Origin of the sequence: Virgibacillus ndiopensis, from assembly GCF_900187325.1 — a bacterium.
GTDB lineage: Bacteria > Bacillota > Bacilli > Bacillales > Amphibacillaceae > Virgibacillus_E > Virgibacillus_E ndiopensis.
Window position 1 is genome coordinate 63,813 of the sequence record NZ_FZMZ01000006.1, and the last position, 12,631, is coordinate 76,443.

At 35.1% G+C, this 12,631-nt stretch carries 14 protein-coding genes and 1 tRNA gene; 5 read left to right on the top strand and 10 right to left on the bottom strand.

Features of this window, described 5'->3' with window-relative positions; genetic code table 11:
• Positions 1 to 31: 31 nt before the first annotated feature.
• From acsA to CS937_RS13130, 6 genes are all read right to left on the bottom strand, one after another.
• Positions 32 to 1,747, bottom strand: coding sequence for an acetate--CoA ligase (gene acsA / locus CS937_RS13105; RefSeq protein ID WP_099158934.1), 1,716 nt, complete (start codon positions 1,745 to 1,747; stop codon positions 32 to 34).
• Between the two features lie 216 nt (positions 1,748 to 1,963).
• A complete protein-coding gene (locus CS937_RS13110) occupies positions 1,964 to 2,167 on the bottom strand; it encodes a hypothetical protein (protein ID WP_099158935.1) in 204 nt (67 codons plus the stop codon).
• Between the two features lie 72 nt (positions 2,168 to 2,239).
• Positions 2,240 to 2,950, bottom strand: a complete 711-nt coding sequence (cuyB, locus tag CS937_RS13115) for a cysteate racemase (protein WP_099158936.1) — start codon at positions 2,948 to 2,950, stop codon at positions 2,240 to 2,242.
• Between the two features lie 41 nt (positions 2,951 to 2,991).
• Complete coding sequence (locus CS937_RS13120; RefSeq protein ID WP_099158937.1) at positions 2,992 to 4,482, bottom strand: UDP-N-acetylmuramoyl-L-alanyl-D-glutamate--2,6-diaminopimelate ligase; 1,491 nt, start codon at positions 4,480 to 4,482, stop codon at positions 2,992 to 2,994.
• 228 nt (positions 4,483 to 4,710) lie between these two features.
• Positions 4,711 to 5,895 (bottom strand): carboxylate--amine ligase, encoded by a 1,185-nt coding sequence (locus tag CS937_RS13125; RefSeq protein ID WP_099158938.1) that lies wholly within the window; start codon positions 5,893 to 5,895, stop codon positions 4,711 to 4,713.
• A gap of 305 nt (positions 5,896 to 6,200) precedes the next feature.
• Positions 6,201 to 6,446, bottom strand: a complete 246-nt coding sequence (locus tag CS937_RS13130) for a hypothetical protein (protein WP_099158939.1) — start codon at positions 6,444 to 6,446, stop codon at positions 6,201 to 6,203.
• Positions 6,447 to 6,848: 402 nt separating this feature from the next.
• Here CS937_RS13130 and CS937_RS13135 point away from each other — a divergent pair, with 402 nt between their 5' ends.
• Together CS937_RS13135 and CS937_RS19225 are read left to right on the top strand one after the other, a co-directional pair.
• A complete protein-coding gene (locus CS937_RS13135; RefSeq protein WP_099158940.1) occupies positions 6,849 to 7,544 on the top strand; it encodes a hypothetical protein in 696 nt (231 codons plus the stop codon).
• Between the two features lie 283 nt (positions 7,545 to 7,827).
• Positions 7,828 to 8,061 carry a hypothetical protein gene (locus CS937_RS19225; protein ID WP_141554361.1) on the top strand — a complete coding sequence of 78 codons (234 nt, stop codon included), beginning with the start codon at positions 7,828 to 7,830 and terminating at the stop codon, positions 8,059 to 8,061.
• 240 nt (positions 8,062 to 8,301) lie between these two features.
• On the opposite strand, the gene CS937_RS13140 is transcribed toward CS937_RS19225, so the two are convergent.
• Complete coding sequence (locus CS937_RS13140) at positions 8,302 to 8,511, bottom strand: hypothetical protein (protein ID WP_099158941.1); 210 nt, start codon at positions 8,509 to 8,511, stop codon at positions 8,302 to 8,304.
• A 163-nt stretch (positions 8,512 to 8,674) separates the two neighbouring features.
• Positions 8,675 to 8,747, bottom strand: a tRNA-Arg gene (locus tag CS937_RS13145).
• 326 nt (positions 8,748 to 9,073) lie between these two features.
• On the opposite strand from CS937_RS13145, the gene CS937_RS13150 reads away from it, so the two are divergent.
• Both CS937_RS13150 and CS937_RS13155 read left to right on the top strand, forming a co-directional pair.
• Positions 9,074 to 9,721 carry a deoxynucleoside kinase gene (locus CS937_RS13150; protein WP_099158942.1) on the top strand — a complete coding sequence of 216 codons (648 nt, stop codon included), beginning with the start codon at positions 9,074 to 9,076 and terminating at the stop codon, positions 9,719 to 9,721.
• Between the two features lie 27 nt (positions 9,722 to 9,748).
• Positions 9,749 to 10,432, top strand: coding sequence for a deoxynucleoside kinase (locus tag CS937_RS13155; protein ID WP_099158943.1), 684 nt, complete (start codon positions 9,749 to 9,751; stop codon positions 10,430 to 10,432).
• A 42-nt stretch (positions 10,433 to 10,474) separates the two neighbouring features.
• Here CS937_RS13155 and CS937_RS13160 read toward each other — a convergent pair whose 3' ends face one another.
• Complete coding sequence (locus tag CS937_RS13160) at positions 10,475 to 10,768, bottom strand: TIGR04104 family putative zinc finger protein (protein WP_099158944.1); 294 nt, start codon at positions 10,766 to 10,768, stop codon at positions 10,475 to 10,477.
• Between the two features lie 173 nt (positions 10,769 to 10,941).
• Here CS937_RS13160 and CS937_RS13165 point away from each other — a divergent pair, with 173 nt between their 5' ends.
• Complete coding sequence (locus tag CS937_RS13165) at positions 10,942 to 11,256, top strand: hypothetical protein (protein ID WP_099158945.1); 315 nt, start codon at positions 10,942 to 10,944, stop codon at positions 11,254 to 11,256.
• Between the two features lie 57 nt (positions 11,257 to 11,313).
• Here CS937_RS13165 and proC read toward each other — a convergent pair whose 3' ends face one another.
• A complete protein-coding gene (proC, locus tag CS937_RS13170; RefSeq protein WP_099158946.1) occupies positions 11,314 to 12,129 on the bottom strand; it encodes a pyrroline-5-carboxylate reductase in 816 nt (271 codons plus the stop codon).
• Positions 12,130 to 12,631: the final 502 nt, after the last annotated feature.

Here is a 12,631-nt window from a genome sequence, read left to right on the forward strand (position 1 = left end):
AAGGGTGCCAGCAATTTGGCACCCTTTTTAATTATTCCTCTAAAGTTGATGTATCACCTGTAGGTAATCCCAGCTCCCATGATTTCAACAGGCGTCGCATGATTTTACCACTGCGCGTTTTTGGAATTGTATCTTTCACTTCAATTTCACGAGGTGCAGCATGTGCGGCTAATCCTGTTTTGATAAACTGACGAATCTCTTCTAATAATTCCGGTGAATCTTCATAACCATCATTTAATGTGATAAACGCTTTAATAATTTCGCCACGTTCTGGATCCGGTTTACCGATAACTCCCGCTTCTGCAACTGCTGGATGCTCGATCAATTTACTTTCCACTTCAAATGGTCCTACACGTTCACCAGATGTATTGATAACATCATCTAAGCGTCCTTGGAACCAGAAATAACCATCTTCATCCCTGTAAGCACTATCACCGGATACATACCATCCATTAACAAAATAGCTTTCAAACTTACCAGGGTTCTTCCAAATTTTCCGCATCATAGATGGCCAACCGGCTTTAATTGCTAAATTACCCATTTGATTTGGAGGTAATTCATTTCCTTCGTTGTCAACAATCGATGCATCAACGCCAGGAATTGGTTTACCCATTGAACCAGGACGTATTTCAAGTGAAGGATAGTTTACGATTAACATCGCACCAGTTTCGGTCATCCACCATGTATCATGAATTCGTAAGTCAAATGCTTTTAGTCCCCAAGTAATAACTTCTGGGTTTAACGGCTCCCCAACACTCATGATATGTCGTAATGAAGAGAAGTCATATTTCTTAACTACATCTTCGCCAGCACTAACTAATTTTCGTAGTGCTGTAGGCGCAGTGTACCAAACCGTTACATTATGTTTATCAATCGTTCCATACCAATCATCTGGAGTAAAACGACCACCGCGGATTACATTCGTTACACCATGTAACCAAGGGGCGAATATGCCATAACTTGTACCAGTTACCCAGCCCGGGTCAGCAGTACACCAATAAACATCATCCTCTTTTAAATCAATTACCCATTTAGCAGTAGCATAATGCTGAATCATTGCATTGTGAACATGGTACACACCTTTAGGCTTACCGGTAGATCCAGATGTATAATGGATAACCATACCATCCTCTAAATCAACCCACTCAATATCAAAATCGGTAGAAGCATCTTTCATTTCATTATTAAAATCGATGTATTTGTCGGAAGTTTCATTATGATCACCAACAAGAACTATTTTTTCTAAATTAGTTAAATCTTCTTGTGGTACGCGTTCCAATAAGTCTGGTGTTGTAATAAGCATTCTAGCTTCACTATCCTGCAGACGATCACGAACAGCTTGCTCCATAAACGCTTCAAACAATGGACCGGCGATGGCTCCTGTTTTAACAATACCAAAGAATGTTACGTAGAATTCAGGACTCCTTGGAAGAAATAAAAAAATACGATCTCCTTTTTCTATATCATATTTCTTTAAAACATTGGCAAATTGATTACTTTGTTTACTGATTTCATCAAATGTCATTTTCTCTTCTCGACCAGGTGCTGAATATAATAACGCTACTTTATCCTTTTTGTTTGGATCAGCTGCATGACGATCAATTGCCTCATATGCAATATTTACTTTTCCAGTTTCATTCCAACTAAAATTCTTTTTAACGTCATCCCATGAAAAATTCTCTCGAGCTTTTTCATAGTTTTGTAGATTATGATCTCCATCTCTTGCAGGAATACGCTGCATATCCATCCAATCACCTCATTTAGAATTTTGAAATCGGTTACAAAACCTCTTTATACTAGAGAATATTGTTTAATTACAACAAATATGCAATTAACAATTGTTTAAACATTTTGGTAACTATCTTCTATTTTAGAACAATCTGTGACAATTTTAAAGTATTTTACTTGATCTGAAATAAAATTTTATAAAAAAATACGCACCTCTTTTAGAAGAGATACGCTTTTAAACTAGATGAATCGTAACATCATACCACTTTTTCTCATCTACTGATTGGTTTGATGTACTTTCTTTGATAGTAGCTTTCGGGTACTTCTTTCTTACCAATTCGATTTCATTACTAGATAAGCGAAGTTCTCGGTGATGAATGTCATCGTTAAAAGACTCTGTTAGGAACTCATCAAAGTAATCACGTTGTTTTAACTTCACTACCATTACTCCCTTCACTTATTATCAGCAAAATCTTTTTTAAGTATATGCACAAGTATTAATTTCATACCTTTACCTATCTTTTAAAGTACCACCAGACAATTTTATTGATCGTTGAACAAGTACTTCCATTGCATCAACACTGTATTTTTTAATATCTTTACGTAAAGTGATAGTAGAGAGTTCTGTACAGGCTAGAATTACACAATCACATTTTTCATTAAAAATTAGATCTTCAATGATCGCTTCAAAGGCGTCAGCTCTCAGGTCAATTCCGCTTTTAATACCATAAATAATGTCCATGACCTTTTTTTGTATGGTATCATTTGGTGTGTACATTTCCATATTATATTTATTGCACTCACTGTGATAAATACCACTTTCAATCGTACCTTTCGTTGCTAAAAGACCTATTTTGCTATTTTCGCCGTATTTTCTAGCTATCTCTTTTATCGTTTCTCCTACCATATTAATAATGTTAATGTCAGTAGACTGTTGCATTTCATGATAGAAATAGTGGGAGGTATTACAAGGAATAGCAATATTCGCTACACCTATATTTTCAAGTGTTTGAATATCTTTCTTAATAGGTTTAAGGAACGTATCACCAGTGTTATTCAAAATAACGTCCGTCCGATCTGGTAATGTTGCATGATTAAGAATGACCATATTAATATGATCCTGGTCTGAGTCTGCAACTGTATTTTCAATGACTTGTTCAAAAAATACGGAAGTGGCCATGGGACCCATTCCACCTAAAACACCAAGACTTTTTTTCTCCATTTTTTAACCTACTTTACATAACGTATAGTCTTCTATCTTTATTACCTTGCCCGTTCCCGTGTCTTGGCACGGTGTTTCATAAAAGTTGTAACGATCTCTGTTTCATTAAAAGGAATTTCCTCTTTACCAATTAATTGAGCTGTTTCATGACCTTTTCCTGCTATGAGGATGGTATCGCCCTTTTCACTCATATCAATCGCAAATTTAATTGCCTCTTCACGGTCCAAAACCTTATAATAAGCAGACGTTTCTTCATCAATTGATTCACTAATTTCATCGATAATCAAATTAGGATCATATTCCTTAGGGTTGTCCGAGGTTACGACAGAAAAATCTGCGTATTTAGCTGCTACTTTTCCCATCGAACGTCGTTTGCTCAAGCCCCGTTTATCACCAGGCGCATAAACGCCAAACACCAGAATAATTTTTCCTGTTGTATAAGGTCTTAATGTTGTTAATGCCTTTTCCAAGCTATCCTCTGTATGGGCAAAGTCGACAACAATCCTGTAGTCATCTTCTTTGTAAATAACTTCAAGTCGTCCTTTAATTCCTTCCACATTGCTGATACCTGCTTGAATATCTTTAACCTCAATCCCAGCGCAATACGCACAAGCAATTGCTGCCAAACTATTGTAAACATAAATCTTTCCAGGCAGATTTACTTTCACGTCAAAATTACCCTTAGGGGTCTGAACAGTAAAAGTCGTATGCTCAAATGAATAATGTATATCTGTTGCATAAATTTCAGCTTTTGTATCGATTCCATACGTAATTAATTCCGTATCATACTCTTCGATACGTTTAATAAGCTTCTGACCGTATTCATCATCCACGTTTACAATATTATATTCACTTGTAAGGTCAAATAGCATTGCTTTCGCATTAAAATATTCATCCATCGTATTGTGCAGCTCTAAATGATCCGGTGTAAGGTTTGTAAAAATCCCCATATTAAAGCTACTATGGGCAACGCGTTTGAGACTCAATGCATGTGAGGACACTTCCATAATACAATTGTCACTTTTTGCTTCAACCATATCAGCAAAAATCTTTTGTAAATCCAGCGATTCAGGTGTCGTGTTTTTATTTTTTGTTACGTTATTGTTGATTACCGTACCAATCGTCCCAATTAGACCAATTGATTTTTTAGCCTGTTCAAAAATGGATTTGATAAAATATGTTGTTGATGTTTTCCCATTTGTTCCAGTGATACCAATCAAATTGAAATGTTCAGTTGGGCGATGGTAAAAATTGGATCCAATAAGTGCCATCGCATCTCTCGTATCAGACACTTTTAGAACCGTGATGTCAGCAGCAATCTGTATATCTTTTTCCACAACGATTACAGTTGAGCCATTTTGAATTGCCTTTGTAATAAAATCGTGTCCATCAACGACAAAGCCGGAAATTGCCACGAAAAGGGAATTTTCCTTAGCTTCTCTGGAATCATAGGCAATGGATTCAACGCTAACGTCCATATTTCCTTTTACAATAGTAAAATCGAGATCTTTTACTACAGACTCTAACAGCATATTACTTACCTCCAACGTTACTAACTAAGATAACTACTTTATATTCGAACCGCAGCCAGAATACACTCCGCTTTCCACGGGTGACCCGTGAGCCTCCTCGTTCGTACCACACTGCGGGGTCTCACATTAGTCACTGTCCCCGTAGGAGTCTTCGTGTATTCTGGCTACTCAGATTTTTTAAGTATATTTCCGTCCTATTCCAAATGAAAAAACTATTATCAAAACAGTCTATTTCTTAAAAACTTTCTTAGCTACTTTCCCTATCAGCATGGAAGAATAATTTATCCCTGGTTTTGGGTCTTTCCAATCCCAAATTGCATATGCCTTTGGTCTAAAGTATGTCTTCACTATATCTTTTACCGATAATTGACCAGTTTTCACATAGTCTTTAACTGCCAGCATATCTTCATAGCCATACCAGAAAGCACGGTTGGTTGTTGTTGTAATGGCCTTAGGCTCAACAGGGTTTCCTGTTAGTTCACGATACGTGATATAGGGAATATTTAAGCCAAGCGTGTAAATTAAATGATTAAAATTCGTAATCCGTACGTTTACCTCGATTAAATAATAGTTTCCCGTATCTTCATCTTTCTTAAACTCAATTTCAGCAAATCCTTTATATCCCGTTGCTTCTAAAAACTTCGAGCCAATTTCATATAACTCTGGAATATACTTTTGAACCGTATAAACAGATGCACCAAAATTGATTGGATACTGACGAAACTTTTGACAGGTCAGCCAGTGGGTCACTTTTGAATCCTGATTTAAATAAGCATCAAACGTATACATGTGATCGTCAAACCCAGGGATAATCCGTTGTACAATTACTTCTAATCCCGCTTCTTTTACTTTAGCTAAAACTTCATTCAGCTCATCAAAATTGTATACCTTAAAAAGTTTTCGTCTAAATTTAGCCACAAATGTCGGTGAGTCTACCGGTTTCACAATACAAGGAAATTTGATAATTGTTTCAACCTTTTCCTCAAAATTATCCTCGTCAACACCTACTGTCTCCGGTACCGCCATGCCTAGCTCCTGGGCAAAATGACGCAGGTTACCTTTATTCATTAATTTTGTATAAAGACCTGCCTCTGTTTGTGGAATTAGATAATGCTCTTTAAACTCGTCAAAATACGCATCAATTACTTCCACATAGGAATCATGACAAGGAATAAGCACCGGCTTCGCGTCCTGCATTTTTGCGTAATCTATTAAAAAGTCAACAAATGCTCTCGTGTCTTCCTTATAATGAGGAGATATTACTCTCTCTGAAAGATATTTCGATTTCGCACCGTATGTATCTTCATCAGAATAATCTACCGCTACTGTGTGTACCCCTTCTGTACCTAGACAGCGTATCGCACTTAAACCTATATAATAATTCGTTCCTAGAATTACTGCTTTATTTTTCATCATTCCAGCTCCTCAATCACACAAGATGAGTACTTGTCATTAATTGTATTTCTATCTAAAATTGCAAAAATCCACCTTAGGCAGTGGATAGTAAAGTTATTTCAACTAATTCGGTGATAGTGTAAGATTTAACTACCTTCATTATATTATAAAACATAGGAATATTATTGTACAGATTGGGGGGATCATTGTTATAAGTGAATACCAGCTGCACACTTTAAGTTGCGTTATAACCAATCCCCTTAATGTAAAAAAACACTTATCAAAAAAGAATAAGTGGCTTTTTCTTTCAAATTTATTTAAGGTTAAAATGTTCCTATCGTGTAATTTAACCTTTTGATTCTAATTTTTTTTCGTATTTCCTTAAGTTCACTAAGGATTTCTTTTTCAACTTTCAAGCCTTCTTTCCGCATTTCAATCATATCGTCATATTCAACTTTGTATTCATCTCTGATATCTTTTAAAGTAGATACTTGTTTCCTCACCATTTTTAAAGTTGAAATAACTATTAAAATTACAATTGTAAAGATTAAAAGATATATAATATCCATTGTTTATACACTTCCCTATAGATATTTATTTTCAACATCATTTTCTTTTGTATTTTGCAAGCGAAAATCTTAGAATGTTGCAATTGTAAATCGAGAATGTTGCAATGGCTTGACACCTTTGCAATATTCTCGACTTTTAGTTTACATTAAACATCTTTACTGTATTATTAATATTCTTTACTTTTCGACCCTTCAAAAGTTAGACTGAAATGTAAATTATATCATATAGACCATATAGTCTAACTTTAACAAGTAATCATGGAAGGAGCAATCAATTATAATTGATTAATAGAATTATTTTTATTTAAATAATTCTTTATTGCTGTCAAGTCTATTTACTACTATTAAGTATGGTTAATTATCCAATATAACTGTCTGAAATACTATAAGGAGGAGTATTAAATGAACAAATTAATAATTACACTTATAATAGCTGTATTATTAGCAGTTTTAACCGCTTGCAATACAGCAGAACCGACGCCAAAAGAAAGTAAAGATATTAAAGAACCATCTAGTAATGAAGAAAAAAATTCTGCTGGGGATTCTTGGGAAGAAAGCTTAGATAAGGAAGTTGGAGAAAAGTTTTCGGATGAATTCACGGTAGCTCAGAAGGCAAATTTAAAAGGGCAAGAGACAAAAAAACAATCTGGTCCAATAAATGTATCTCTTTCCCATGTTTATGTGGTTAAATCCGATGTAGATATTACAAGGGATATAAAAAAGAATGAATACTTCTTAGCGATATATTTGTCAGCAGAAAATACTTCCAATGACTCTGTTGCCTTTGATATTTCATCTGGGGCAATTCCAGATTCTCAAAATAAACTAATTATGGATGAAGGGGTAGAAGTCAATCAAGTATACATAAGTGACTACGTAGACACCCATTTTTCCAAAAAAAGACAGGTAAATGTTATAATATGGTTCCCTATTCCAGACTATAATGAAAAACTAAAGCAAGCAAACATAATAATCAATTATCCATACAGACTGGCTAATTATTCTGGGGAGTGGGAGGAATTACCGAAGTCTCTTCTAGAATCTTTAGGTGAATCAGAAAAATTAGGTGAAAACATGAAATTTGGAATTGATTTTTAAATCCCATATATCCCTTTTAGAGATAACGTTTATCGTCAACAAATACAAGACTTATTAGACCAAGTTCCTTAAAACAGTCATTATCTAAAGTGGCATGAACCATTGAGCTTTTTGAACTTCGCAATTCAAACATGCGTATACCCCATAAATTTTCCTCCCTCCGTCCTTTTCTTCTAAGAAGACGATGGAGGTTCTTTACGTGTCACCAACTTCTTTATCCGGCATCCCAATTATTGAATTTCAGTTACAAACAATTTACGATGAATGATATATTTTATTTCAAATGGAGTCGTTTTTCCGAGAAGGAGCAACTAAAAGAAGGTGGAATCGTAATGTTACTAGCAGCAATAAGTGGATTGCATATAGGGGATATTATCGTTCAACTGGTTTTTCTGTAATTACCCTAGCTTTAGTAGTAGGCATTATTTCATTGATTGTCATATTTATCAAAAGAAACAAGCGGTTGGAGGAAGTTGAAGAGAAATTAGCTAAATTGTTGTCAGAAAAAGAAAAGTAAACCTAATGTGTAAAATCAATTTTATAAAGAAACTGCAAAAAGGATTAGAGAGGTTATTCTAATCCTTTTTTAAATGTGAATTATATTGTTAATTTAACAGTGAGATTTCTTTTGCGATTTACCTGTGTTTTGTAATTTTCACTCACAATTGCTGAATGTTGCAAAGAAGAATACCACCTTTTTGCCGGAACGCTTGAACAAGTAGTTTTCCTATGAATAATTAAAATATAATGCTTAATTTTAACTTTTTGAATCCAATCTTTTTCTTATTTCTCTTAATTCGTTTAGTGTTTCTCTTTGTACTTCTAACATTCCTTTTCTAATTGCATTCATTTCATTTATCTGTTGAGAACCTTTTTTAGCCTGCTGAAGCGATGATTTAGCATAATTCAGCATAAAAAGAGTAAAAATGAAAGCCAAAACAACAACTACTATAACCAGTAGATCCATAAATACTACCTTAATTTAGTTTATTCGGAAAAATTTATATCCACGCTAGTATCGTTACTAAATGAATCATCGCTGACGTTAGTAATAGTATTCAGATTTAAAACTATAACTTTAGAAGTAAAAAATAGTGTTCCTTTCTAGACATTAGTGCAGTAATTATTTACGCCCTCGGCAGGATTCGAACCTGCGACACATGGTTTAGGAAACCAATGCTCTATCCCCTGAGCTACGAGGGCATATTACAAAAGCGTAGCGGGCTTGTTCAGTGCGACATGTGTAATCAAATGACCGAAGAGCACATAGTTTTGGTGCTCGGAGTGTCTATTGATTACGTCACGAGCCACTAGCCTGCGCGAAGCTAGACTTGAATTTACAAGCTTAGTCAATAATCCAATTAGATTATTATCTAGTTTGAAAAAGCCTAACAAATTTCATTATACAGAAAGCCGCCACACTTGAAAAGTGACAATACTTCTATTTTTTCTCCCATAGATTAGACCTATTTTTTATGATAAAATTAAAAACATATGTCGAATCTTGAATTATGATTGGAGGGGGAGTTATGGCGGAGGTTCCGTTCATTGCAATAGAAGGGCCAATTGGCATAGGAAAAACATCACTTGCAAAGAAACTTTCTGTCCACTTTGACTTTCATTTATTAAAGGAAATCGTTGAAGAAAATCCGTTTTTGGGAAAATTTTACGATGATATTGATGAGTGGAGTTTTCAAACGGAAATGTTCTTTTTGTGCAATCGTTTTAAACAATTAGAGGATATCGAGAAAAAATACTTAAATAAATATAAAGCGGTCGTAGCCGATTATCATATATCGAAAAACACGCTTTTTGCGAAACGCACATTACAGGAAGATAAGTTCGAAAAGTACGAGCAAATTTACCATATATTAACAAAGGATATGCCTGTTCCAAATATGATGATTTACTTACATGCGAGTCTTGATACCATTTTGAAAAGAATTCGTATGCGCGGCAGGGATATTGAACAAAATATAAAATCATCTTACCTTGCACAGCTAGCGCAGGACTATGAAGATTATATGAATGAATTTGAAGTCTTACATCCAGATATACCAGTTATTCGAATTAATGGTGATGAAACTGACTTTGTGAAACAACAAGGCGATTTAAACAAGATTGTTGAACAAGTTGAGTTTCATCTTAACGGAAATGCAGAGGTTGCTAAACGATAACACATGTTACAAAGGGGAACGAAAATAATGAATCTAAGAGAAAAGTATTCTATTCCGAATGATAGCATTATTACGATTGCTGGTACTGTTGGGGTAGGGAAATCAACGATGACGAAGGCGCTAGCAAATGCCTTAAAATTTAAAACTTCCTTTGAGAAGGTAGATACAAATCCATACTTAGAAAATTTTTATTCTGATTTTGAGCGGTGGAGCTTCCATTTACAAATTTATTTCCTAGCTGAGCGTTTTAAGGAACAAAAGAAAATCTTTGAATATGGCGGTGGATTTATACAGGACCGCTCAATTTATGAAGATACCGGAATCTTTGCCAAAATGCATTACGAAAATGGCACAATGTCCAGAATTGACTATGAAACATATACGAATTTATTTGAAGCGATGGTCATGACGCCATATTTTCCACATCCAGATTTGCTTATTTACTTGGAAGGAACACTGGATGAAATCTTAGAACGAATCCAAGCACGTGGACGGGAAATGGAAAAAAGTACGCCAATTGCGTATTGGGAAGAAATGTACACACGCTATGAAAATTGGATTAACAATTTTAATGCATGCCCTATTTTACGAATTAATATTTCTGATTATGATTTAATGAAAAAAGAAGATTCTATTGAGCCTATCTTAGAAAAAATTGGCCATTTTATCCAGCAGTCACGGAGATGGAAATCAAGAGAACTAGTTAAATAATCGAGAAACGAGGTGATACATTAGTATTGCCTCGTTTTTTATCTAGAACAACGGCTCTTCCTCCTTGCTTAGCTCCATAAAATTTGGATATAAGCAAAATGAAATGATTAACATGGTTGCAGCAATGGGAATTGACCATTTTAATGGGATATCAAAAATCCCCAAAGGTAGCCCGACAAACATTACTGGCATGGAAATTACACTCAACCTCCATCTTGCTTTAGTCGTTATATAATTCATATTATGACAATATGGACAAACCATTTTATTTCGAAATAATTTTTTTAAAGTTGTTGCATAACTCCATTGTTTATCACAATATTGACAAGTAGGCATTGTTTAACCACCTTTTCACTCTAACTTACCTTTATTATATTACTTCGATACGTACCTGTACTATTCCTCTTACAAAATGAAACAAAAATAGCCCAAAGCGTGATTTGAATCACCGAAAAAATATCCTTAATTTTGTATAGTAAAGATAGGCTTTATAAAATGGAGGGATATTCATGGCTACTATTCGTATGGAAAATGATAGAGATATGGTTCTGGAGGCAGATTTAACAGATTTGCAAATCATCATTGATGAAGCAACTAAAAACGTTGATCTTTACAAAGATGAAATTGCAATAATCTATGAAAAAATGCCCAAGTTCGACTATAAATATTTTTGTTTTTATGCATACTCCACCTATCATTTATTAGAAGCAGCAATGGACTTTGATACAAGTAATGTGGGACATTTCCGCTTAGATGCGCCAGATGAATTTTATTATGCATTTTATGGAATGGTTGCAACTCTGCACACAAAATGCATTGACTAATGCCAAGTAATAAAAAAGCAGAAGGAGAAATCAGCATAATGCCGTTTTCTCTTTCTGCTAATAATTTTTGCCAAGATTGATTGATCGTTCCCTGGCACTGTTCACACATTTGATTATCGCCTGTTGAAAATCATTGGCATCCAACGTTTCAATAGCTGCTTGTGTTGTTCCCCCAGGACTTGTAATTTTCTCACGTAATACAGGTACGGGATCTTGAGATTTCCGCAGCATTTCACCTGCGCCTACTACCGTTTGTGTAATTAATGATTTTGCTACTCCCTTATCCAAACCCGCCTCCACAGCTGCTTGTTCCATTGCCTCAACTAAATAATAAATATAAGCAGGACCACTGCCCGAAATACTCGTAATCGTGTGCATATCTTGTTCAGCCACAATCGTTGTGGTTCCAATTGTTTTAAACAATGTATCCACTAGATCAATATGCTCCTGCTTAGCATTTTTTCCTCCCGCAATGGCTGTAGCTGAAAATCCTATTGAAGCGGATGTGTTCGGCATAACACGTACAACTGGTATTTCCATATCCATTTTTTCTACAATAAATTCCGTTGATATTCCTGCTGCTACGGAGACAATTAATTGGTTCGGTTGAATATATGTTTTTATCGATTCAATTGCTTCTTCAATGTCGTATGGCTTAGTGGATAGTATGATTAAATCCGCTTGATCGATAACATGTTTCTTGTCAGTTGTTCCGTTTATGTTAAATCGATATTGAAGATTTGCCAAACGTTCATGGTTGTTCCTATTCGTGACAAAGATTTGGCGACGCGTTAACACTTGCTTTTGCAAGATACCAGCGATAATTGATTCAGCCATTGACCCTGCACCAATAAAAGAAATCTTATTAAACATTTTAACAACCTCCTATTAATATAGTGAAACTTCAATCAGTAGGGGGTTTCATTCTTCCCCCACTGATTGTTAGTTGAACAGAATCGGGCATTTACGGGCAGTTGATCTACTTCAAGTTTTTGATATCACATCAAAACTTGAAGTAGTGGTCTTACTGGCAGTTAATCCGGGATAAAAATCAAAAAAACCTCACGCCATCCTAATAAAAAGGACGGAAATGAGGTTTGTATCCGCGGTACCACCTAAATTGGCAAAATTAGCCCACTCTGGATTGATAACGCAGCAATGCACTGCGGTTAGTTTTTAGCTAACGACTCCCAGGTAGGTTCATGATTTAAGTAACCGATGGAATCTTCCAGCCGATGAATTCCAATCTCTTTCGGGCGAACCAATCATTACTGGCCTGCTCAACATCTGGTTTATTTTAATATTTCTATGTAATATACGCTGGATATGATGGATTGTCAAGGAAAATTCTGAAAAAAATTATAAGCTCCATCTT

What these genes read in the sequence shown, in the direction of transcription:
- cuyB (WP_099158936.1), bottom strand. Translation starts at nt 2,950, where the DNA reads ATGGAGAAAAAAAGTCTTGGTGTTTTAGGTGGAATGGGTCCCATGGCC.
- CS937_RS13120 (WP_099158937.1), bottom strand. Translation starts at nt 4,482, where the DNA reads ATGCTGTTAGAGTCTGTAGTAAAAGATCTCGATTTTACTATTGTAAAA.
- CS937_RS19225 (WP_141554361.1), top strand. Translation starts at nt 7,828, where the DNA reads ATGGAGTCGTTTTTCCGAGAAGGAGCAACTAAAAGAAGGTGGAATCGT.
- CS937_RS13140 (WP_099158941.1), bottom strand. Translation starts at nt 8,511, where the DNA reads ATGGATCTACTGGTTATAGTAGTTGTTGTTTTGGCTTTCATTTTTACT.
- proC (WP_099158946.1), bottom strand. Translation starts at nt 12,129, where the DNA reads ATGTTTAATAAGATTTCTTTTATTGGTGCAGGGTCAATGGCTGAATCA.
- CS937_RS13165 (WP_099158945.1), top strand. Translation starts at nt 10,942, where the DNA reads ATGGCTACTATTCGTATGGAAAATGATAGAGATATGGTTCTGGAGGCA.
- CS937_RS13150 (WP_099158942.1), top strand. Translation starts at nt 9,074, where the DNA reads ATGGCGGAGGTTCCGTTCATTGCAATAGAAGGGCCAATTGGCATAGGA.
- CS937_RS13125 (WP_099158938.1), bottom strand. Translation starts at nt 5,895, where the DNA reads ATGAAAAATAAAGCAGTAATTCTAGGAACGAATTATTATATAGGTTTA.
- CS937_RS13130 (WP_099158939.1), bottom strand. Translation starts at nt 6,446, where the DNA reads ATGGATATTATATATCTTTTAATCTTTACAATTGTAATTTTAATAGTT.
- CS937_RS13160 (WP_099158944.1), bottom strand. Translation starts at nt 10,768, where the DNA reads ATGCCTACTTGTCAATATTGTGATAAACAATGGAGTTATGCAACAACT.
- CS937_RS13135 (WP_099158940.1), top strand. Translation starts at nt 6,849, where the DNA reads ATGAACAAATTAATAATTACACTTATAATAGCTGTATTATTAGCAGTT.
- CS937_RS13155 (WP_099158943.1), top strand. Translation starts at nt 9,749, where the DNA reads ATGAATCTAAGAGAAAAGTATTCTATTCCGAATGATAGCATTATTACG.
- acsA (WP_099158934.1), bottom strand. Translation starts at nt 1,747, where the DNA reads ATGGATATGCAGCGTATTCCTGCAAGAGATGGAGATCATAATCTACAA.